This is a genomic window from Embleya sp. NPDC127516, from assembly GCF_044765325.1.
Classification (GTDB): Bacteria; Actinomycetota; Actinomycetes; order Streptomycetales; family Streptomycetaceae; genus Embleya.
The window spans coordinates 110284-132567 of the sequence record NZ_JBIWJT010000009.1; the positions used below are offsets into that span (position 1 = coordinate 110284).

The 22284-nt window shown below is 71.2% G+C and carries 19 protein-coding genes; 4 read left to right on the forward strand and 15 right to left on the reverse strand.

Going from position 1 to position 22284, the window contains the following annotated elements:
- Window positions 1–40: 40 nt before the first annotated feature.
- The 10 genes from ACIRL2_RS19030 to ACIRL2_RS19075 form a co-directional block, all read right to left on the reverse strand.
- Window positions 41–4612, reverse strand: a complete 4572-nt coding sequence (locus ACIRL2_RS19030) for a HAMP domain-containing protein (RefSeq protein ID WP_402233473.1) — start codon at window positions 4610–4612, stop codon at window positions 41–43.
- A 110-nt stretch (window positions 4613–4722) separates the two neighbouring features.
- Window positions 4723–5472: a restriction endonuclease gene (locus ACIRL2_RS19035; RefSeq protein ID WP_402233476.1), complete on the reverse strand. Its 750-nt coding sequence runs from the start codon at window positions 5470–5472 to the stop codon at window positions 4723–4725.
- 281 nt (window positions 5473–5753) lie between these two features.
- Window positions 5754–7619 (reverse strand): helix-turn-helix domain-containing protein, encoded by a 1866-nt coding sequence (locus ACIRL2_RS19040; protein ID WP_395860296.1) that lies wholly within the window; start codon window positions 7617–7619, stop codon window positions 5754–5756.
- Window position 7620: 1 nt separating this feature from the next.
- The gene (locus ACIRL2_RS19045) at window positions 7621–8913 is read right to left on the reverse strand and encodes a cytochrome P450 (RefSeq protein WP_402233479.1); all 1293 of its coding nucleotides are present in this window, start codon (window positions 8911–8913) and stop codon (window positions 7621–7623) included.
- Complete coding sequence (locus ACIRL2_RS19050) at window positions 8910–9503, reverse strand: GTP-binding protein (RefSeq protein WP_402233482.1); 594 nt, start codon at window positions 9501–9503, stop codon at window positions 8910–8912. Before ACIRL2_RS19050 ends, ACIRL2_RS19045 begins: the two co-directional genes overlap by 4 nt.
- Entirely contained in the window at window positions 9484–9864 is a 381-nt protein-coding gene (locus tag ACIRL2_RS19055; RefSeq protein WP_395860302.1) for a DUF742 domain-containing protein, read from the reverse strand. Before ACIRL2_RS19055 ends, ACIRL2_RS19050 begins: the two co-directional genes overlap by 20 nt.
- Window positions 9861–10298: a roadblock/LC7 domain-containing protein gene (locus ACIRL2_RS19060; protein WP_402233485.1), complete on the reverse strand. Its 438-nt coding sequence runs from the start codon at window positions 10296–10298 to the stop codon at window positions 9861–9863. Before ACIRL2_RS19060 ends, ACIRL2_RS19055 begins: the two co-directional genes overlap by 4 nt.
- Complete coding sequence (locus tag ACIRL2_RS19065; protein ID WP_402233488.1) at window positions 10298–11923, reverse strand: ATP-binding protein; 1626 nt, start codon at window positions 11921–11923, stop codon at window positions 10298–10300. The genes ACIRL2_RS19060 and ACIRL2_RS19065 overlap by 1 nt, the downstream gene beginning before the upstream one ends.
- A gap of 335 nt (window positions 11924–12258) precedes the next feature.
- Window positions 12259–12411 (reverse strand): hypothetical protein, encoded by a 153-nt coding sequence (locus ACIRL2_RS19070; RefSeq protein WP_395860308.1) that lies wholly within the window; start codon window positions 12409–12411, stop codon window positions 12259–12261.
- 74 nt (window positions 12412–12485) lie between these two features.
- Window positions 12486–12806, reverse strand: a complete 321-nt coding sequence (locus ACIRL2_RS19075) for a cupin domain-containing protein (protein ID WP_395860310.1) — start codon at window positions 12804–12806, stop codon at window positions 12486–12488.
- A 588-nt stretch (window positions 12807–13394) separates the two neighbouring features.
- Between ACIRL2_RS19075 and ACIRL2_RS19080 the strand changes: the two genes are divergently transcribed.
- The 3 genes from ACIRL2_RS19080 to ACIRL2_RS19090 all read left to right on the forward strand — a co-directional run bounded on the left by ACIRL2_RS19080 (window position 13395) and on the right by ACIRL2_RS19090 (window position 15703).
- Entirely contained in the window at window positions 13395–14231 is an 837-nt protein-coding gene (locus tag ACIRL2_RS19080) for a class II glutamine amidotransferase (RefSeq protein ID WP_402233492.1), read from the forward strand.
- 463 nt (window positions 14232–14694) lie between these two features.
- Window positions 14695–14970 carry a hypothetical protein gene (locus ACIRL2_RS19085; RefSeq protein WP_402233495.1) on the forward strand — a complete coding sequence of 92 codons (276 nt, stop codon included), beginning with the start codon at window positions 14695–14697 and terminating at the stop codon, window positions 14968–14970.
- Window positions 14971–15094: 124 nt separating this feature from the next.
- Window positions 15095–15703, forward strand: a complete 609-nt coding sequence (locus tag ACIRL2_RS19090) for a TetR/AcrR family transcriptional regulator (protein ID WP_395860314.1) — start codon at window positions 15095–15097, stop codon at window positions 15701–15703.
- 166 nt (window positions 15704–15869) lie between these two features.
- On the opposite strand, the gene ACIRL2_RS19095 is transcribed toward ACIRL2_RS19090, so the two are convergent.
- From ACIRL2_RS19095 to ACIRL2_RS19105, 3 genes are all read right to left on the reverse strand, one after another.
- On the reverse strand, window positions 15870–16634 hold the full coding sequence (locus ACIRL2_RS19095; protein ID WP_402233498.1) for an SDR family NAD(P)-dependent oxidoreductase: 765 nt from the start codon (window positions 16632–16634) through the stop codon (window positions 15870–15872).
- Between the two features lie 247 nt (window positions 16635–16881).
- The gene (locus ACIRL2_RS19100; protein ID WP_395860318.1) at window positions 16882–17526 is read right to left on the reverse strand and encodes a dihydrofolate reductase family protein; all 645 of its coding nucleotides are present in this window, start codon (window positions 17524–17526) and stop codon (window positions 16882–16884) included.
- Between the two features lie 256 nt (window positions 17527–17782).
- Window positions 17783–18064 (reverse strand): three-helix bundle dimerization domain-containing protein, encoded by a 282-nt coding sequence (locus ACIRL2_RS19105; RefSeq protein WP_402233501.1) that lies wholly within the window; start codon window positions 18062–18064, stop codon window positions 17783–17785.
- A gap of 360 nt (window positions 18065–18424) precedes the next feature.
- Between ACIRL2_RS19105 and ACIRL2_RS19110 the strand changes: the two genes are divergently transcribed.
- Window positions 18425–18709, forward strand: a complete 285-nt coding sequence (locus tag ACIRL2_RS19110; RefSeq protein ID WP_395860323.1) for an amphi-Trp domain-containing protein — start codon at window positions 18425–18427, stop codon at window positions 18707–18709.
- Between the two features lie 105 nt (window positions 18710–18814).
- Here the strand turns inward: ACIRL2_RS19110 and ACIRL2_RS19115 are convergent, their stop codons facing one another.
- Window positions 18815–20254: a diacylglycerol/lipid kinase family protein gene (locus ACIRL2_RS19115; protein ID WP_402233504.1), complete on the reverse strand. Its 1440-nt coding sequence runs from the start codon at window positions 20252–20254 to the stop codon at window positions 18815–18817.
- Window positions 20255–20504: 250 nt separating this feature from the next.
- Window positions 20505–22118: an MFS transporter gene (locus tag ACIRL2_RS19120; protein ID WP_402233507.1), complete on the reverse strand. Its 1614-nt coding sequence runs from the start codon at window positions 22116–22118 to the stop codon at window positions 20505–20507.
- Between the last annotated feature and the right edge of the window lie 166 nt (window positions 22119–22284).

Below are 22284 nucleotides of genomic sequence, written 5' to 3' on the forward strand. Positions count from 1 at the left end.
CGAGGTGGTGGCGGCAGGAGTCGCCGGTGGGACGGTTGTCTCAGGAGTGGACGAGGTAGCGTCGCAGGACGGCGAGCAGGTCGTCGGTGTCGACGGGCTTGGTGACGTAGTCGCTGGCTCCCGCGGCCAGGCTCTTGTCGCGGTCGCCGGGCATGGCCTTGGCGGTGACGACGATGATGGGCAGGTCCGCGTAGCGAGGCATGCGTCGGATCTCGGTGGTGGCCGTGTAGCCGTCCATTTCGGGCATCATGACGTCCATCAGGACGAGATCCACCTCGGGGTGGGCGACGAGGGTGGCGATGCCCTCGCGACCGTTCTCGGCGTGCAGGACGTTGACGGCGTGCAGTTCGAGGATGCCGCTGAGCGCGTAGAGATTGCGGGCGTCGTCGTCGACGACCAGGACGGTGCGGCCGGTGAACGAGCCGTCGACGGCCGGTGCCGTGTGATGGGTGCGTCCGGTGGCGTGGACCAGGGGCAATACGTCGCCGGGTTGTTCCGCGGACAGGTGCAGCGCGATGCGTTCGCGGAGTTCGTCCAGTCCGGACAGCAGTTCCAGGGGTTTGCTGTCCGCGCGGGCCTGGAGTGCGCGGGCCTGTTCCTGGGGCAGTCGACGGCTGTTGTGGGCCAGCACGGGCACGTTCGCCGAGGCGGAGTCCGCGTCGAGGGCATCGAGCAGGGTCAGTGCCTGGCCGTCGGGCATGTCCAGGTCCAGCACCACGCAGTGGCAGGGTGCCGTGGCGAGCGTACCGGCGGCCTCCTGGGCGTCCACGACGGTCAGCACGTCCACGCCCGGGCCGGCGGCGCCGTCGTGGCCTCCCGCGGCGATGTCGGCCACGGCGCTTTGCGCGACCAGGCTCAACAGGCCGTGCGGTCGCTCCTCGACCACGAGTACGCGGCGCTTCGCCGGCGGCGCGGCGTGCTCGACCGCCCGTCGTTCCAGGGGGTCGGCGTCGCGGGCGAGGGGGGTGAGGGGCTGCTCGTCGGTCGCCGACGTGGTGGTGGAGACCGTGTGGACGACGGGGAGGTACAGGGTGAACGTGCTGCCCTGTCCGGGCGTGCTGTCGGCGATGATGGCGCCGCCGAGGAGGTGGGCGATCTCGCGGCTGATGGACAGGCCCAGACCGGTCCCGCCGTATTTGCGGCTCGTGGTGCCGTCGGCCTGTTGGAACGCGCCGAAGATCGTCTCGAGTTGGTGTTCGGCGATGCCCACGCCGGTGTCGCGCACGTGGAAGGCCACGACCGCGCCGCCGGGGTGTACGCCCTGCGGGATCTCGTGGTTGCCGGCCGTTTCGATGTGCAGGGCGATCCGACCGCGATCGGTGAACTTGACCGCGTTGGACAGCAGGTTGCGCAGGATCTGCCGCAGTCGCGAGTCGTCGGTGAGCAGGTCGGTCGGCACGCCGGGGCCGGTGGTGATGTCGAAGGACAGACTCTTCTGCGTGGTCATCGGCCGGAATGTCGCCTCGACGTAGTCGAGGAGTCGCCGCACGGACACGCGTTCGGTGTGCACGTCCATCTTGCCGGCTTCGACCTTGGACAGGTCCAGGATGTCGTTGATCAATTGCAGCAGGTCGGAGCCCGCGGAGTGGATGATGCCCGCGTACTCCACCTGCTTGGGGCTGAGGTTGCGGGTGGGGTTCTGCGCCAGGAGTTGCGCGAGGATGAGCAGACTGTTCAACGGCGTGCGCAGTTCGTGGCTCATGTTCGCCAGGAACTCCGACTTGTACTTCGACGCGAGCGTCAACTGGCGAGCCCGGTCCTCGAGTTCCTGCCGAGCCTGTTCGATCTGCAGGTTCTTGGCCTCGATGTCGCGGTTTTGCGACGCGAGCAGCGCGGCCTTGTCCTCGAGTTCCTCGTTGGAGTGCTGGAGTTCCTCCTGTTGGTGTTGCAATTCCTCGGACCTTGCCCGCAGTTCGCCGGCCAGGCGCTGGGACTCGGCGAGGAGTTCGTCGGTGCGCGCGTTCGCGACGATGGTGTTCACGTTGACGCCGACGTTCTCCATGAGCTGGTCGAGGAAGCCCCGGTGGACCGGTGTGAACGCGGTGATCGAGGCGAGTTCGATGACCCCGAGCACCTGCTCCTCCACCACGATGGGCAACACGATCAGCGCCGTGGGCGCGGTGCGACCCAGTCCGGAGGACACCACGTAGTCGGCCGGGATGTCGTCCACGGCGATGGTGTGCCGGCTGCGGGCGGCCTGACCCACCAGGGTCCGGCCCAGCGGGATGCCCGACGCGTGGGCGTCGTCCAGACCGATGCCGTACGAACCGATCAGGCGCAGCACCGTTCCCGATCCGGTCTCCTCCGCGAGGTAGAAGGCGCCGTACTGCGCGGAGACCAGCGGGGTGAGCTCGTCCATCACCAGTTCGGCGACGACCGCCAGGTCGCGATGGCCCTGCATGAGCGCGGACACCCGCGCCAGGTTCGTCTTGAGCCAGTCCTGTTCCTCGTTGGCGAGCGTGGTCTCGCGCAGCGAACCCACCATCGCGTTGATGTTGTCCTTGAGTTCGGCGACCTCGCCGGAGGCGTCGACGGTGATCGAACGGGTCAGGTCTCCCTCGGCGACGGCGCTGGCCACCTCGGCGATGGCGCGTACCTGCCGGGTGAGGTTGCCGGCGAGTTCGTTGACGTTCTCGGTGAGCCGCTTCCAGGTTCCGGAGACGCCCTCGACCTCGGCCTGTCCGCCGAGGCGGCCCTCGCTGCCGACCTCGCGGGCCACCCGGGTGACCTCGGCGGCGAAGGACGAGAGTTGGTCGACCATGGTGTTGATGGTCGTCTTCAGTTCCAGGATCTCCCCGCGCGCGTCGACGTCGATCTTCTTCGACAGGTCGCCGTTGGCGACCGCGGTGGTGACCAGCGCGATGTTGCGGACCTGCCCGGTGAGGTTGTTCGCCATCGAGTTGACGTTGTCGGTGAGGTCCTTCCAGGTGCCGGCCACGTTCGGCACCCGGGCCTGGCCTCCCAGGATGCCCTCGGTACCGACCTCGCGGGCCACCCGGGTGACCTCGTCGGCGAACGCGGAGAGCGTGTCGACCATGGTGTTGATGACCTCGGCGAGGGCGGCTACCTCGCCCTTGGCCTCGACCGTGATCTTGCGGGAGAGGTCGCCGCGCGCGACGGCGGTGGCGACCTGGGCGATGGAACGCACCTGTCCGGTCAGGTTGGACGCCATGACGTTGACGTTGTCGGTGAGGTCCTTCCAGGTTCCGGAGGCGCCCCGGACCGTGGCCTGTCCCCCGAGGTTGCCCTCGGTACCGACCTCGCGGGCCACCCGGGTGACCTCGTCGGCGAACGCCGAGAGCTGGTCGACCATCGTGTTGATGGTCTCCTTCAGCTCCAGGATCTCGCCGCGCGCGTCCACCCGGATCTTCTGCGACAGGTCGCCCTGTGCGACGGCGGTGGTCACCTGGGCGATGGAACGCACCTGCGCGGTGAGGTTGTCCGCCATGACGTTGACGGATTCGGTCAGGTCCTTCCACGTTCCGGAGACGCCCTTGACGTCGGCCTGCCCGCCCAGCCGCCCGTCGGTACCCACCTCGCGGGCCACCCGGGTCACCTCGTCGGCGAACGCCGAGAGCTGATCGACCATCGTGTTGATGGTGTTCTTCAACTCCAGGATCTCCCCGCGCGCGTCCACCCGGACCTTCTGCGACAGGTCGCCCTGCGCCACCGCGGTGGCGACCTGGGCGATGGAACGCACCTGGGAGGTGAGGTTCCCGGCCATGAAGTTCACCGAGTCCGTCAGGTCGCGCCAGGTGCCGGAGACGCCCTTGACGTCGGCCTGCCCGCCCAGCCGCCCGTCGGTACCCACCTCGCGGGCCACTCGGGTCACCTCGTCCGCGAACGCCGAGAGCTGATCGACCATCGTGTTGATGGTGTTCTTCAACTCCAGGATCTCGCCGCGCGCGTCGACGGTGATCTTCTGTGACAGGTCGCCCAACGCGACCGCGGTCGTCACCTGCGCGACGTTGCGCACCTGGTCCGTGAGGTTCCCGGCCATGAAGTTCACCGAGTCCGTCAGGTCGCGCCAGACCCCGCCGACACCGGGGACCTGCGCCTGCCCGCCCAGCCGACCTTCGCTGCCCACCTCGCGGGCCACCCGGGTGACCTCGTCCGCGAACGCCGAGAGCTGATCGACCATCGTGTTGACGGTGTTCTTCAACTCCAGGATCTCGCCGCGCGCGTCCACATCGATCTTCTGCGACAGGTCCCCGCGCGCCACGGCGGTGGCGACCTGGGCGATGTCGCGGACCTGCGTGGTCAGGTTGCCCGCCATCGCGTTGACGGAATCGGTCAGATCCGCCCATGTCCCGGACACCCCGGGCACGCCGGCCTGCCCGCCCAGTGTGCCCTCCGACCCCACCTCCCGGGCCACCCGGGTGACTTCCGAGGTGAACAACGCCAACTGGTCGACCATGCCGTTGAACACCCCGGCGATCTCGCCGAGGAGACCATCGCCGTCGTCGGGCAACCGGGTGCCGAAGTCGCCGTCGCGGACAGCGGTCAACCCGGCCAGAAGTTGCCGCAGTTCCGCGTTGCCGACCACGTCCGTCTTGCGCCGCGCCCGCGCACGCGGGGCGGGAACCGCACCGGTGTCCGCAGTATCGGTCATGAAATCGCAACCTCGTCTCGGTCCCCGGTGACCCGGCCCCACACCGGACATCCGCGTACAGTTCGCCTCGGATCCGCGTCACCGCGGCCCATCGGCAAATACACCGAATGTTATCCGAGGCGCGGTGCGTCGAAGTCGATGATCGCCTCTGTCGGGGCTCCCGTTCCGCCGAGCAGGACCGTCGAGAGTTCGCTGCCCGCCATCCACCGACCCAGGGCCCGCCGGTCCAGGGTCACGATGTCCTGGGCCCGGGCGAGCCGACGGGCGGGAGCCGTGAACCTGGAGTTCGTGACGAGCACCGCGACGTCGGCATGGTGTACCGGACGCGCGGTTCCCACGAAGCGTTGCATGTCCGGACTGCCCACCGCCCGTGTCCTGCCGAGCCGCTTGCATTGGATGACGAGGCTGCGCCCGTCCGGGAGCCGGGCGACGACATCCGCCCCCAGGTCGCCCGCTCCACCGCTGACCACCACGTCGCGGCACCCGTCACGACGACACAACTCCGCGACGTGTTCCTCGAATCCGGCTCCGGTCATGGCGTCCACGGCGGCAAAGGACACCGCCCGCCCTCGCGCGATCGCCCGCGTACGCGGCGCCCATCGCCGCCGTTCGGAGCGAACCGCCGGTCGGAGCCGACCACACGCGTACAACACGCCGATCGCCGTCACGGCGACGACCACGATCGCCGCCAACAGGTCCCACTCCTGTCGCGCACCGCAATACGCCGCGACGACACACACGGTGGGCGCGAGCCACCAGAACACGCGGTCGTATCGCACGAATCCACCGATTCGCGCCTCCCGACCGGTGCCGCGCCCGAGCAGTCCCGGGCCGGATTCGGCCACCGAATCCTCGATCATGGGACGTATCGTGCTCAAGTCCCCTCCCTCTTCCCCGACCCGAGCAGCGGACTCCGCCACAACGGACCATCCGGCGTCCCGTGTTCCCACCTCGACGCCGCTCCGCGCCCCGGCCGATGCGGACCCTGCCGGAGCACGCAACTCGCCGATGGTCAGGCGACGTTCAAGCTTCCCTGACGCTGCCCTCGATCGCCGGTTCCAACCCCCGCGTTCGGTCGGCCGGCCATTGCCGTGCGCTTCGCGCCGGCCGGGTCGGCGGCGGGGCGAGACGAGGGCGGCCGTCAGCGGCTTGCGGCGAAGCCGCCGGCGCCCTGGGCGGGCCGGGGCGGGTCGCCGGGCAGCGCGGGGTGCGCGCCTCCCGGTGGCGTGGTCGCGTACAGCGCGACGGTCAGCGTCCTGAGGCCGCTCAGGCGCTGTTCCCCCTCCTCCGCCACGTCCTGCGGCAGGCCGGTGATCAGGTCCCTGGCGAGGAGGGGTTCCGCGGCGTGGATGTGCGCGCGGACGGTCTTGGTGGCGATCCCCAGGCGTGCCGCCGTCGCGTCGGCGTTGAACTCGGTGAGCACCCAGGTTCGCAGGGTACGGATGAGGTCGCGTCGATCGTCCGCCAGCGGCCGCAGCGTCCGCTCCGCCCACCCGCGGACCTGGGGATGGGAGAGTACGCCGTGCAGTGACACGTCCGAGCCCTGCCCAGGGGGCGTGGAGGGGAGTGTGCTGACGATCTGGATTGCCAGGGACAGCGTGATGCGGTCGAGCGTGCGGTCCGGGTTGATCCCGATCTCGGCGCACACGTGGTTGACCCGCCGGGCGATCGTGTTGCGGTGCACGCCGATGATCCGGGCTGCCGCCGACGTCCGGAACTCCAGTGCCATCGCGGTGGCTTCCAGGATCTGTTGCCCGGCTCGCGGCAGGCTCAGGATCGGCTCGAGGAACCCGGCGGCCCACCCGCGGGCGGCGTCCGGCAGGACGTCCACCAGGCCGGGGGTGCGGGACGAGGTGATGACCGTGCGCTCCGGGTGGTGTACCGCACGGGACAGGGCGTCGGCCGCTTCCCCGTAGGCGTCGCCGACCCCTTCCAGCGGATGCACCGGGCTGCCTCCGACCGCGACGTCCGCGCTGCCGAACGCCTGGCGCAGGGCTCGAAGTTCACGTTCCGCGTCGGTTCCGGGGTGTTCCGGGACGACGACGATGACGTGCTCGTGGTAGGCGGGGCAGCGGATGGCCAGTGCCCGGTCGTGGAGGCTGCGTTCCACCTCCGCCATGACGGTGTCGCGGTCCGCGCGTGCGCAGTCCACCACGAAGACCCGGGCGGACTCGCTGTCCAGGAGCCCGGGGGTGACGCCGGCCATGACCCGTCGGGCATGGGTGGTGTTGCCGGTCATCAGGAGTTGGAAGGCGGAGAGCCGGATGCCGCGGACGGCGGTGGTCAGGGCCGTGTCGGTCTGCCGGGGCCGGGGCGCCAAGGCGAACGTCAGCGCCGTGGCCGCGTGATGGACGATCTCCCGGTCCGCCCGCCCGGCGGGTTCCTTGGTCGCGACGATCAGGACCTGGTCGGCCGACAGGTGCACGGTGCCGGCGAACAGGCCGGCCGGCGTCGTCTGCAAGGGGCGGTCCGGCCGTTGGATGACGGAGGCCAGCGTGAGCGGGGCGGCCGGTGGCACCGCGGCGAGGATGCCGTCCGCGCCGCGTACGACGACTTCCGCGTCCAACTCGTCGGCCAGGAGCCGGCTGATCGCCCCGACGGCGTCGTGGGAGGTCTTGAGCTGCCCGATCAGTTCCGCCAATCTGGCGGCGTGCCGCCGGGCCCGGTCCGCGCCGAGGTCCAGCACGCTCTGCGCGAGGCCGGATCGCCACGCGGAGAGCGGGCGCGTGGAGGTGAGCAGCGGGAAGCCGCGGTGCTCCGCGGCTCGCCGGAGCGCGGCGATGGAGGCTTCGTCGGGGGCTTCCGCGACCGCGAGCCCGGCCGCCCCACCCGCGGCGAGCGTCGCCAGGAGCCGGTCCACCACCTGGAGGTTCGCGGCGTTGGCGACGATCAGGGCGTTCGCGATGTCCGCGCCGATCCACTCGCGGCCGGACAGGATGAGGGCGCGGTGCACCTCCCGATCCGCGCCGACCACCGGATTCAGCCCGAACTCGGGAATCGCACTCAAGTCACGCAGGGACAACATGTCCTGCGGTCACCCCTTTCAGACCGGAACCGGAATCAGTGTCCACGACGGGTTCGCCGTCGCCTCGCGCGGGCGGCCCGTCGGCGCCGCGTCCGCCGTCGGGCGCGAACAGGACGCCCAGGTGCGCCGGGCACCGCCGGAACGGGCCGGGCCTGCCGGAGATCGCCGGAGTGGGTGTGGACAGGTCCCACAGGGCGTCGACGACCGTTTCGATCGCCGCTTCGGCGATGGTGGAGGCCACGGCCTGCGCGGGGCATCGGTGGGGGCCGGCCGACCACGCCAGGTGGCTGCGGTCCCGGGACCGCGGCATGCCGGGCCGGGCCGGGGCCGGTCCGGTGGCGGCGTGGCCGATCAGGATCGGCACCCCGGCGGGTATCGCGACACCGTGCAGGGTCGTGGGCCGCCGCGCGTAGTGCACCGACGCGTTCACCACCGGACACCGGGTCGCCAGGGTGGCGTCCATCGCGTCGCGGATCGTCACCGCGCCGCCGACGAGTTCGCCGGCATACGCCGGTTCGGTGAGCAGCGCGTGCAGCGTGGTGCCGATCCAGGCGGCCGTGGACGTGGCGCCGAGCAGCACCATCGAGCGCAGCAGCAGTTCGGCCTCCCGGTCGCCGAGCGCCGCCGGGTGCGCCAACATCCACGACGTCACGTCGGCACCGGGCCTGGCTCGCTTGGCCGCGACCACTTCGCCCAGCGCACGGTTCAGTTCCCCGGACGCCTCGGCCGCCTCCGGCAGCGCGTCGACCACGGGCCAGGCGTACGCACGGACTTGTTCGGCGATGTCCGCCGTGCCGCCGAGCAGCTCGACCAGGGTGTGTACGGCGACGCGTTCGGCGAACTCGGCCATCAGGTCCGCGTGTCCGCGGCGGGCGAAGGACTTGACGAGTTCCCGTGCGTAGCGCTGGACGCCGCGCCGGATGGAGTGCAGATCGACGCAGGCCAGGCAGTCGTCCACGACCCGCCGCAACCGCTGGTGCTCCTCGGCGTCGGTGTGCTGGAGACCGCCGGCGTACATGAGCGCGAGTCCGGGCGGGACGCTGTCGCGCGCCAGGGCCTCCCACGTGCCCGGGTCCCTGGTGTACGCCGGGTCGCCGAGGAGTTCGCGGGCGGCGGCGTGGTCGGTGACCACGAGGACCCGTACGCCGTCCGCGACTTCGGCCCAGGCCACCGGTCCGGCGGCGCGCAGCGATCTGTGGGCCGCTTCCGGGTGTTCGCGAAACGCGGTGCCGAACAACCGTGGCACGGCGGCGGATTGCTGGTCCCGGTCGGTCATCGGGCGCGGCTCCCTGCGGGTCGGAGGATGTCGGTGACCAGCGCGACCAGGGCGCGCTTCGCCGAGTGCATGGTGCGGGCGTCGATGAAGACGAGGGGGCGGTCGCCGGGGAGGGTCAGTGCGTCGCGCAGCGCGTCCTCGGGGTATTCGGGGGCTCCGGGGAAGGTGTTGACGGCCACGACGTAGGGCAGTTCGGCCTCCTCGAGGAGGTCGATCGACTCGTAGGACCGGTCGATGTACCGGGTGTCGACGAGCACCAGCCCGCCCAGGGCACCGGTCAGCAGCGAACGGATCATCGCGGCGAAGCGCGGCTGCCCGGGTGCGCCGAACAGGTAGACCACGATGTCGCCGTCGCCGAGCGTGCGCCGCCCGAAGTCCATGGCCACCGTCGTCGTCGACTTCGTGTCCACCGCCACGTCGTCCACCAGTTCGCCGGCACGCGTCAGTCGCTCCTCGGTGTGCAGCGGACGCATCTCCGAGAGCGTCGCCACGTAGGTGGTCTTGCCGACACCGAACGCCCCCAGGACCACGACCTTCACCGATCGTGCCCTGGCGGGCAGATATCCGCGGTCAGAGACGCTGGAGGCCATGCAGAACCCTTTCGAGGAAGTCCCGGTCGTGCGGTTGTGCGAGCGGCGTGAAGGGGTCCGCGGCACGTACGTGGCCGCTGACGACCAGGTCCGCGACGACGGCACGCGCCACGGCCCCCGGAAGCTCCAGATGCGCGGAGACGTCCGCCACCGACAACACCCCCGGCACCAACAGCGCGACCACGCGACGCGCTTGGACGCCGAGTCCGGTCACCGGGGCCGTGGGGTCGACCGACAGCAGCGTCGCCACGTCGATGCGGGGGCGTTCGCCCTGCGGTGCCGCCGCTTCCGCGCGGATGACCGTGTGCGAGCGGACGACGCCGCGGCGCGTGTGGCCGCTACCACCCGCGCCGGAGGTCATGCCCGGGCGGGTGCCTGGCGGTCCCGGGCGGCAAGGAACGGTCCCAGGGCCTTGATGAGTTTGAGCGATTTCGACAGTGCCAACTGCACGTTCTGGCTGATCGAGTCGCCTTCGACGGCGACGCCCAGGCCGCTGTTGCGGCCTGCCGCGAGCAGGAGGACCGTGTACCGCGTGAAGTCCATGATCTGATAGCGCATCAAGAGGTCGTCGGGCGTGGTTCGGCAACAGTCGGCGAACGTGTCCTGCAGGGAGGCCACGCCGGCGAACGCCGCGCAGGACCGCTCGGCCTCGTCACGGCCCAGGCCGTCGGTGGCCGCCAGCGCCAGCCCGTCGGTCGAGAACAGCACGGCGGAGACGACGCCCTCCCCGAGGAGCGCGTTGAGGTGCGGGCGCAGGTCGGCCGTGTCGGCCGTGGCGTGCGGGTACTCGGACATCACGTGCTCCAACCTTCGTTGACGCTGTCGCTTCGGTCGTACTCGGCCGCCAGGACACCCCTGAGCCGAGCGAACCCCTCGGTGAACGCCTCGGCGTCGGCCACCTCCTCCTGTCGCGGCGCCGGGTCCCTGCGCGCCGGGCGCCGCGGCTGCCGCTTGGGCAGCCCGTACGCGGTCAGCTCCGGTGCGGCGGGCGTTTCCCCCGCCGTGGTGGACGGAGAGGTCGCCGGGGACACCGCGGTGGGGATGTCGGTCCCGCCACCCGTCCCGGCCGTGGGCAGCCGCGCCGCGGGCAGTTCGGAGACGTACGGCTCAGCCGCGGGCAACTCGGCCGTGTACTGGTGATCCTCGGGCAACTCGCCCTGGGCCGCGGCCGGTTCGGCGGCGTACGTCCGACCCGCGGGCAGTTCGGCCGGGTACGGCGCGGCGGCGGACGACGGCTCCTGTTCCACTGCCATGGGTGGATACCGCGTTTCCTCGGGTCCGTCCGCGACCAGATGCCCGGTGGGGATCAGCAGGTCGGCCCGGACGCCGCCGGAAGCCGACGGGGACAGGCCGACCCGCAGCCCGTAGGCGTGTACCAGACGCCCGATGACCAGGAATCCGAGGCGCCCGGGATCGCCCAGGCCCGTGACGTCGGTCTCGCCGGACGCGAGTGCGCGCTCGGCCTCCCGGAGTTGGAGCGGACTCATGCCCAGCCCTTGGTCCTCGACCGTGATGCGCATGCCGGCCGCCACCCTGACGACGTGTGTGGCGGCCGGGGCCCCCGAGTAGGAGGTGGCGTTGTCCAGCAACTCCGTGAGGACCACGATGACCGGCTCCACCACGAGACCTTCCACCACCGTCTCGCCGGTCTGCGCCCGGTAGGTGTAGTCGACCGCCTCGCTCTGCCGGACGCGTCCGCGCGCGCTCTCCACGATCTCCGCGACGGTGCAGTTCGCCCGTTGCACGCCCGGCCACGACTCGGTCAGGATCCGCAGGCGCTGCACGGTGTGCCCCGCCAGTGTGACGCTGTGGTCCACCCGGGCGAGCGTGCGTGTGTACGCCCCGTCCGGACGTGCCGACAATTCCGGGTCGTCCTGGTCGTCGAGCGCGTTGTCGATGTCCCGCTGGGCACGCGTCAGGGCCGCCTGGATCTCCTCGGCCGCGACCCGCACTCCGGCGCGGGCCGAATCCTCGACGCGGCGCCGGACCGCGGCCGCCGCCTCGCGCAGCGCCTCCTCGATCTCCGCCATGCGCTCCGCCACCTCGGAACCGTCGAACACCTCCGGACGGCGCAGCCCCGTGGGCGCGGCGATCGACACACCTTGGAGGCGCTGCGCCACCGCGGGCAGACGTACTGCGACCAGGTGTTCCAGCTCGGCCATCACAAGCTGGAGTTGCGACCAGTTCGCGGCGGCTTCCGCCCTGACCTCCTCGACCTCGCGGAGCACCGCGGAACGGGCCTCGTGAGCGGCCTGCCCGGCCGTCTGCTCCGACCGGGCCGCGGCCTGCCGGGCCCGGTCGTGCACCTGTCGGACGTGTTGCGCGGCTCTGCGTCGCCCCGGCAGGTGGCCGAGCCACGTCAGGCCGGCGGCGAGGCCCGCACTCGAAGCGCCGACCCAGATATGCACGTCATCGATCACGAATTTCAAACCAATCGCCGCACGAAAGGAGCCGGTGGTGCACCGGTGATCCGGAACCCGGTTTCCCGGTTCCGGCTGCGGAGATCAGCACGCTAGAGGACGACCGGAGCGCGGAGCCACGACCCTGATGCACCAATTTCGGCCATCCATAGGGCACTCGTGCACCATTTGAAGCACCGGATGCCCCCATCGGCCGCTTCGGCGGCCAGGGGTGGGCAGCGGTGCACTTCCGGTGCGTCGGGGCGTCGAGTCCGTCGGATTCGCGCCGGAGCCGCCGGTACACACCGTTGAACACGCGGTAGCCGTCGGCCCGCTTGTCCCGGGCCGAGCCGTCGTCAGGAACCGGGCGGGCGGCAGCGCCGACAGCGGCAGGCCGGGTACGCGCTCGTCTGCGCGCACACCCGCTCGGAGACGACGACGGTCTGCGGTGCGGCAACCGGGATACGGTCGCCGGTCGTCTCGTCGACCCGGTAGACGGCCAAGGTCATCCGGCGAGGTCGCGGTTGCCCGGGCCAACGGGACTCCGGTGCGCTGGTCATCGACATCACCCGGCCCTTCGGCGCTACAGGCCCGCGGGGTGGATCGCGAGCACCGTGCAGCCCACTTCGGACTGCGGAAAGTGCACCGAGCCCGGGGTGCCCACGATGACGCTGCCCTTGCCGTACTCGGCGTGTCCGTCCAGGAACACGCCCTCGGTGACGATCAGGATCTCCGGCTGGGCATGGGCGTCCTTCCCGAAGGCGGCGCCCGGCGCGAAGTTCAACTCCATGACGACCGACGGGTCCTCGGTGCTGCCTTCCTTCAGCACACGGGCGACGATCCCGTCGGCGACCGTCGACGGCGGCGTGTCCTGGATCGAGGTCACTCGGAATCCTGGCTGCATGATCGTCCCTTCCCTTGCACGGCACACATCTCGACCGCCCGGAGCCTGGTCTCGGTCCGGCCGGCGGTGATGAGCACGCTAGAGGGACGCGCGTGGCCGGAACTACGACCTCCGTGCACCAATTTCCGGCGCCGAATGGGGCCCCGTGCACCATCTCTTCCCACCGGATGTGCGTGCCGGTCACCGCGTCGACCGAACCAAGGGCGCGCGTGCACCGGCGAGTGCGACGCCGATGACGGCCGCGCACACCGCGGGACCGCGGCCGGCCGTGTCCGCGGCCCGATCCGGCCGCCGCCCTTGCCGCATCGGCTTCCGCCCGGGTGCAACCACCGGCGGACGTGCCTAGAGTCGAAAGGAGGAGACCGTGGAGTCCGGGCGGCGTGGACATCCACGACGTCGACGCGGAAGCGGTCCGTCGCTACGTCGCCGAAGCCCCGGGAGCCGTGTGACGGGGGCGATGTGCCAAGGCCGGATCCGCACAACGCGCTCGTGTCGGGCGCGGCGGCCCGGGCCCGGCGGCGCAGACCCACGACGCGGTTCCGCGGCGCGGGTTCCGCAGCGCAATCCCAAGACCGGAGGCGGTAGACGATGTGCCGTTGGCTCGCCTACGCGGGAACCCCCATCCTGCTCGAGACCATCCTCTACAAACCGACTCACTCGCTGATCGATCAGAGCCTGCACTCCCGGCTGGGCGTCGAGACGACCAACGGCGACGGCTTCGGCGTCGGCTGGTACACACCCGGCGTCGACGCTCCGGCGCTCGTGCGGGACACCGGCCCGGCCTGGAGCAACCGCAATCTCCGGGAGATCGCCGACCACGTCCGCTCTCCCCTGATCTTCGCGCACATCCGGGCCTCGACCGGTACGGCGGTACAGCAGAGCAACTGCCACCCGTTCCGTCGCGGGCGTTGGATGTGGATGCACAACGGTTCCATCACCGACTTCCACCGCACCAAACGAGACCTGGCCCTGGCCGTCGATCCGGACCTCTTCCCCGACATCGAGGGGTCGACGGACTCCGAGCTCATGTTCTTCCTGGCACTGACCTTCGGCTTGGAGCAGGACCCGCCGGGCGCCGTGGCGCGGATGGCCGGCCTGGTGGAACACACCGGTCGACGGCACGGCGTGGAGTTCCCGCTGCAGATGACGGTCGCGGTGACCGACGGCCGACGACTGTGGGCATTCCGCTACTCCAGCCAGACGCAGTCACGCTCGCTCTTCTACAGCACCCGAGTGGACACGCTGCGCGCGCTCCACCCCGATGTGGCGTTCCTGCGCGAGGTTTCCGACGAGACCCGCCTGATCGTGTCGGAGCCCCCCGGCGACCTTCCCGGTGCCTGGAACGAGGTCCCCGAGGGCAGCTACGGCATCGTGCAGTCCGGCGAGAATGAACTACACCCCTTCGCCCCCAGCCCGCCCACCTGAGGGATCACGCTCCTCCTTCTCGGGGACGTACCGGCCCGGCGCGACCCAAAAGCCGGGCCGGTCGGCGTCCACTCTTGTGCCTGGTCCACGATTCGGGACGCCAACTGCTCGGCCGGCCGTACGGCGGGGCCGTCGCGGCGTCGAGAGAGGACCATGCCCAGATGGCGGCGCGGGCTCGGCTCGGCCGGCGGGATCTCGCTCAGTTCGCCTGCCGGCATGCCGCCCGCTCAGGAGGGTTCGCGGTGGGATGGGTTCCTCTCTCGACGCGGATCAGAGAATTTGGGCGATGGCTTCGCGGCGTGGGTCGTGGTCGGGGCGAGGCGTGGTGTGCGCGTGCCGGGTTGTTGACCGGGGCGTGCTCGGGCCGGCGCGCGGCGGTCTTGTGCTGCTCCGCGATTCGCGTGGCGGGTGCGAAGCCCGCCGAGGTCGGAGCGACGGCTTGTGCGGCTGCGGCGGACAGGCTGTGCGCAGCGGCACGCTCGGCGCGGGACGGGAAATTCGGCTGTCCGGCCCGCGCACCATCGCCGTCCTCGCCCGCGGAACCGCTTCGACCGTGCCCGGCATGCTGCCCGTCCCCGAATACGTCGATGCCGCCGGGGAGTTCGCCCGCCTCCACCGCCCCGACGGCCCGACCGGCTTGGTCGTCCGCCCGGAGGGGTACCTCGGCGCACGCTTCCCGCTCACCGACACCGCGGCGGCCCTGTCCGCCTACCTCACGGCCTTGTCCGCGCCGGTATGAGCCCGCTCGACCGCGGCGAGGGTCGCGACCACGGCCGGCCACCACTCCCCCACCGCCCGCAGCGCCCCGGCCGCTCGGCCGTCCACTAAAGTGGACCACTCAGTCCATTGCAAGGAGGCGGGGCATGCCCGGGGAGCTGACCGCGAAGGGCAAGGCGACGCGAAGTCGGATCGTCGCGGGTGCGGCGGCGGTCCTGCGGGAAAGAGGCGTCGCCTCGACGACGCTGGACGACATCATGGCGCGGACCGGCACCAGCAAGAGCCAGCTTTTCCATTACTTCCCGGCCGGCAAGGACGAACTGCTCGTCGCGGTGGCTCGGTTCGAGGCGGAGCAGGTCCTGGAGGACCAGCAGCCGTATCTGGGCCGCCTCGACTCGTGGGAGGCCTGGGAGCAGTGGCGGGACGTGGTGATCAAGCGCTACGAGGCGCAGGGGGACCAGTGCCCGCTCGGGTCGCTGTTCCTTCAGGTCGGGCGTTCGACTCCCGGGGCGCGCGCGATCGTGATCGAGTTGCTGCGCCGCTGGCAGGAGAGCCTGGCCGCGGGCATCCGGGCGCTGCAGGCGGGCGGCATGCTTCCCGCCGAGCTGGATGTCGACGTGCGGGCCGCCTCGCTGCTGGCGGCGATTCAAGGGGGTGTGTCGATCCTCCTGTCGACGGGTCGGTCCACGCATTTGCGCGCCGCTCTCGATCAAGGGATCGCGGACCTGCGCCGCGCGGGCGGCGCGGTGGCGTGATCCGCCGTCGGGCCGACGCACGGGCCCATCCGGGTCGGGCGCCGTCCTGCCCGGCCGCCGCGCACCCGCCCGGCAGGCGCGGTGCGTGCGCGTCCGGCCCCGGACCGGGGCGGGCGGCTCCGCTGGAACCACCCGCCCCACGGCCGTTCCCGGGGCGCGCCCTGGTTCAGCCGGCGATGACGGCGGCGGTGGTGCGCCCGCCGTCGACGTCGAGCACGATGCCGTGCACGAACGAGGACTCGGCACCGGCCAGGTACACGGCGGCGTTCGCGATGGCGTCGGGGGTGCCCATCCGTCCGGCGGGGGTGCCTTTCATCATGATCTCGCCGGGGTGGGCCTCCTCGGGTGCGGGCGTCAGCACCACACCCGGGGAGATCGCGTTCACCCGAACACCATGCGGCCCGAACTCCGCCGCCCAGGCCCGGGTCAGGGTCTCCATGGCTCCCTTGGTGGAGCTGTAGAGGGCGCCGACCGGAATGCCCAAGCGGGCGATCCACGAGCCCAGGTTGATGATCGCTCCGTCGCCGGCCTCCGCCATGACGGGTGCCACGGCCGCGGTCAGGAAGAACGGGGCCTTCACGTTGACCGCGTAGACCCGGTCGAACGTGCTCTCGTCGGTGGCCGCCGTGGTGTCGCCGGGGTAGATGCCGGCGTTGTTGACCAGGACGTCGATGCGACCGCCGAGAACCCGCGTCGCCTCCCGGGCCAGCGCCTGCGACGCGGCGGCGCTTCCGTCCAGGTCGGCCTGCACGAACTCGGCCCGGCCGCCCCGGGCGCGGATCCCGTCGACGACCTCCCCGCCACGCTCGGCGCTGCGGCCCGAAACGGCGACGTACGCTCCCTCGGCGGCGAATGCCTCCGCGATCGCACGTCCGATGTTGCTGGTCGCTCCGGTCACCAGGGCGGTCCGCCCCTCGAGTCGCATAGACATGGTCCACTCCGTTGTTCGGTGCTCCACCGTGAACCCGAACGGCCGGACCGCATACCGCCGTCGACCGGACGAGGGCCCTGGACGACCAGGGCGCAGGGCCACTGTGCGACGGAAAAATTGGACCAGCAAGTCCAAACCTGGGGATGCTCCGGACCACGGGTCGACATTGGAGACCCGAGACGCCCGCGGGCCCCGGACCCACCTCGGGATCCGAGGCCCCGTGCGCCTCACGTGGGCGAAATTCGTGTCACTTCCGCCAGAACAAGTGGTGCGTCACGCCGCTCGGGCTGGGCACGACCTCCAGGTGGAAGCGGTCGAGTAGTTCGTCGGGTGACTGCCACAGTCGAAGTCCGGACCCGAGCTTCACCGGCGACACCGCCACGTGCATGGTGTCGACCAGGTCGGCGTCGAGGAACTCCCGGATGACGGTGACCCCGCCGCCGAGCCTCACGTCCTTGCCCCCGGCCGCCTCCCGCGCCTGTTCGAGAACCGTGGCCGGGTCGCCGTCGACGAAGTGGAACGTGGTGTCGGAGAGCGTGAACGAAGGCCGCCCGTGGTGGGTCATGACGAACACCGGGGTACGGAACGGCGGCTCGTCGCCCCACCAGCCGCGCCATTGGTGATCGAGCCAGGGCCCGCGCTGGGGCCCGAACTTGTTGCGACCCATGATCTCGGCACCGATGTTGCGCGGGTAGTCGCGCGTGAAGTGATCGTCGAGGCCCCGGCTGCCCCCGGGATCGGTACGCATGGGCCAGCTCGCCGTGGCACCGGCCCAGGCGAACAACCGCTCCGGCTCCACGTGGCCGAACGGGCGCTCGAAGGTCTGATCCTCACCGGCGCCGATACCGTCGGCGGAGACGCTGAAGTTCTGCACCCTCAATAGCTGAGTCATGATTTCCTCCCATGTTGTCGACAACGGCGATGAGACCCACCGCCGCGGATCGGCGGTGCCCGGTCGATGTCCTCCGCACGGGTTCGACCGGGCTCGCGCGCTGCTCTCACGGGTGGGTCGGAATCGCTCTCCCGTTCTCGACACGGCTGCGCGGGAAATCCCGAGCAATCTTTCGGGCCGTCTGACACGTGCCCGGCCGCACGGCCTTGTCGGCGGCACGGCGCCGCTGCCTGCCGGGGTGACCACCGTGTTCGGCTCACCGCTCCACGATGTGCCAGGCCGTGGCTCCGTGTCCCCGGGACTCGATGTCGGGCGGCAACGTCGCCGGTGCCGGGGGCGTGACGCCGTCCGCGAGCATGGTTCTGGCGCGCCGTTCGACCAGGATCGGGACGTACGTCCGGATCGGGGCCTCCCTCAGCGCGTCCTGGGCCGCCTCGACGAGCGCGTCGACGGTGGCCGGATCCACGGAGGGAAAGGCGCATTTGAGCCGGGCCGCCGCATGCCGGACCGTTGCCTGCTCATCCTGCCGGGCGTTCATCCGAAGATCCTCGAGGACGTCACCGACGGTGCCTTCCACAGATGATGCGGTCGGGTCACCCACCCGGGGCGTCATGACCGCATCGCCGGGCGACCCGGGGGCTGCGGCGGATCAGGTGTGGACCGGCCACGGAGGCGATCGGCCCCGTCTCCATGGGAACTCGCCCGACTCCCGGCGTCCAGTCGGGGCGGTCCGTCGGGCGCCGCACCGGGAATGCGACCGTACGACGCTCGGGAGCTTCGTACCGCCGACACCGCTCGTCCAACGCCGCAGCCCGTCCGGCGCCACCGGATGCCCAGGTGCCACGCGGGGCGCAGACTCGACTGCAGAGACTGTTCGTAGCGGAGTGGGAGGCTTCCCATGAAGGACCTCAAGTTCGAGCAGAAGGGCTCCCTGTCACGGACCGAGGCGGCCGAATTGCTCTCCGCGCTTGCGACCGCGCTGAGGCGCGGCGGTCACGTCGAGTTGGAGCTCGGCCCCGGCGTGCTGAGCATGCACGTTCCCGACGAGCTGCGCAGCGAGGTCGAGGTGGAAGTGGGCGACGGCGAGATCGAGCTCGAAATCGAACTCAAGTGGTCGACCACGCAGGCCAAGACAGCAGCCGCTCCGAAGTCGAAGTCCGGCGAGGCACCCACCGAGCGGTGACTGTTGCCGCGCCCGTTGCCGGGCGCGGCACCAGCGGCCGCCGAAGAGCGGTGGGTCGTCACGCCGTGGTGCGCCGTCAGCTCGCGGTGGGCCGTCGGTCGGCCGTCACTCCCGCTGCCCGCGACGGGTCGAGGAGGTACCGCCACCCGCGGGACGCGTCGTGTTCAGCGCCTGGTGACGCAGCAGGGCCAGGTCGATCGGCGGCTTCGACCGTGGCACGCCCGGCCGTTCCCGCGGCACGCGCACCCGCAGGGCGAGCGGCCGGATCGTCAGTCGCACCGGGGTGGGCATGAGCACGGCCTCACCATCGATGCCGACCGGGATCCGGGTGGCGTGCGACTCGACGAGCACCTCGTGTGCGACGAGTGTGCGCAGTCCTCGGCCACGGCGGCCACGCAGCAGTTCGACGGCCTGCTCGGCGTTGCCGACCGTGATCGCGATGACGCCGAGCAGGCCGCTGTCGAGGCGGGCCCGCCGGCCCAGCTCGGTCGGACCGCCGAACTCGTACGGGTTGTTGCTGACGAGTAGCGTCTTCGGGCCCTCGATGACCACCTCGCCGTCGATGCGGACGACCAGGTGCGGGCCGCGCCGGCCGGAGAGCGTTTCGGGAAGCAGTTCGAGCATCGTGCCCCGCTTGTCGCCCCGGTACGCCGGGCTCTGCACGACATCGGCGTAGGCACCGAACGAGGCGGTGTTGACAAAGGTCCTGCCGCCGATCAGCCCCAGGTCCACGCAGACCTCGACGCCGTCGTTCAAGGCGTCGAGGCCGGCGTCCGGCCGTTCCCGGTCCAACCCGAGGTCCATCGCGAAGTGGTTGCGTGTGCCCGCCGAGACCACGAGGAACGGAAGGTCGTTCTCGGCGGCGATGCCGGCGACGAGCGCCTGGGTGCCGTCGCCGCCCGCGACCCCGAGCAGATCGGCCCCGTCCGCCACCGCCTTCCGGGCCAGTGCGGCGACGTCGATCTGGCCGGGGCCGTCGAGCAGCGCCACCTCCGCGCCCCGCGCGGTCGCCTTGTCGTCCAGTGCGAACCGGGCCACCTTTCCCCCGCCCGAGCGCGGATTCATGATCAGAAAGGGTCGGATCGGGGGCGGCGTCTCGCGCTCGGGCATGCCGGCAGGCGGCCGGGCCAGGATCAGGGCGGCCCTCGCGGCGGCAACCGCCAGTGCCGCCAGGAGCAGCGTCAGCACGATGTCCCACACATGGCCGCGGGCGATGTAGCAGACGATCACGGTGATCGGCGCGGCGACGGCGACGCCGGCGCAGATCCAGCGCAGTGGGCTTCGGTTGCTCAGGAAGCCCCACAGCGCCGCGACCGTCACCACGAGTCCGAGCACACCCACGATCAGCACCAGCAGGCTGCTGCGACCACCACTGACGAGGATCGCCGCGGCGCCGAGCGCCGCCACGAAGGCCAGCCGGGCCGGCCGGCGCTGGGAGCCCGTCACCGGCGGCCATTGCTTCTCGGGGGTCTCGGCCGCCCCGAGAGGACGCCCAGGGCCGCGGCCTGTTCCCGGGCCCCGGCCGGGCTTCTCGGAATCCGTCATGACTCCTCCGTGACCGTGTGCACTCGGGACGCGGGATCCGCCCGAGCCTCCGCGCCGGTCATCGTGCTATCCACGTTAGTGCCGGACTCGGTCCGGCACCCTCCGACCCGCGACGGGCCGGAGCACCACCGACGGCAGGACACCTGCGCGAGCGCCGCCCACGGCGTCGTGCCGCGCCCGCGCGGTCGCGGCGGAGGGGCGTCGTCCACGCCGGTTTCGAGCCGGGTCGGGTCGTCGGGATCCGCGTCGTCTACGCCGGTTTCGAGCGAGGTTGGGTCGTCGGGATCCGTTGGGTGAAGAAGATCGCGAGGAGTGCGGCGAAGGCGAGGATGGCGAGCGCGGCGCGCAGGCCGTCGAGCCTGGCGTCGTTGTTCGCGTCGAGCGCGGCCTGGGACACCTCCGGGCTTGTGCCCGCCTTGTCGAGGGCGGACTCGAGTTGGGCGTCCGAGAGGAAGGGGGCCCCACTCTCGAGCTCGTCGGTCGCCTGGCTCGTGACCTGGGGCGGGACCGCCGGGTTCTGCTCGATGGTGGTCAGAAACGAAGTGGTCATCGTGGCGATCAGGACGGACCCCGCGAGCGCCGTGCCGATCGAGGCGCCGAGATTGGTGACCGCGTTCTGGATGCCGCCGACCTCCGCGCTCTGCTCGTCCGGCACCGCCGAGACGGTGACCGATCCGAGCTGGGAGGCCAACGCACCCATGCCGAGCCCGATCAACAACAACGGGACGGTCACGACCTCCGCGCCCGCGCCCGCGTCGAGTGCGGCCATCAGCGCCACCGCGCCCGCGAGCAACGCGAGGATCCCCAGCCGTACCACGCGCCGCGGCGAGACGTTCGGGAGGAATCGCGGAATCAGGATCGCGGCCGCCAGCAGCGTGAGCGAGAGCGGCAGAATGCGCACGCCCGTGTCCAGCGCGGACAGCCCGAGTGCCACCGACAGGTACAGCGGTACGACGAAGAACACGCCCATCTGCACGAGGTATTGGAAGAAGAACATCGTCAGGCCCCCGGTGAGCTGCCGGTTGCGCAGCATGGCCGGGTCCACGAGCGGATCCCTCCCCCGCTCCACGAGGCGGGCCTCCCAGTGCAGGAAGAGCCGGATGACGGCCAGACCCGTCAGCATCAACCACACGACCAGCGAGATGCCGAGCCAGGCGGGCGCATCGGCCTTCGGCAGAAACCAGCCCCATTCGCTGGAACGCAGTACGCCGAAGACGAAGGTCCCGAGTCCGGCGGCGGAGAGCACGGCGCCGACGAGATCGATGCGGGCACGTTCGCCGGTCGGCGCGTCGGCGACACGTCGGGCGAGCAGCAGGATCACGAGCACGATCAGGACCTCGCCGGCGAAGACCCACCGCCAGGAGAAGTACGTCGTGGCGACACCCCCGATCAGTGGCCCGAGCGCGATCGCCACCGCCCCCGCGGCGGCGACGAGTCCGTACGCGGCGGGCCGGCGTTCCGCGGGGAAGTTCCCGGCGACGAGTGCCACGATCGCGGGCAGGATGAACGCCGCCCCGATCCCCTCGAGGAACGACCAGCCGAACAGGAGCACGGGCAGGTTCGGGGCGAGCGCCGTGGTCAGGGAGCCGCAGCCGTAGACGACGCAGCCGATCATGAACGCGCGCTTACGGCCGATGAGTTGGCCGACCTTGCCACCGGGGATCATGAACATCGCCATCACCAGGGTGTAGGCCGTGATCGCGCCCTGGATTCCCGTCACGGTCGTGCCCACGTCCTCGGCGACCGTCGCGATCGAGACGTTCATGACGGAGCTGTCCAGCGCCATCACGAACTGCCCGGCGGCCAGTGTCCCCAGGACGAGTCCCGCCGCCGAACGCTTCGCGGTCCCGGCCGTGTCCGTCATGGCCACATCGTCGCAGCGTCCCAAAGGGCGGGCTCGCGGCTCGCCACGGCGGTACGTCGAATGGCGGCAGCCGACGCGCGGAATCCCCTACCGGCCGACGCCACACCGGTCCACCACCACCGATTCCGACCGCGGCTTCGAGTACGTCCACCGCCCACCGCGTCCC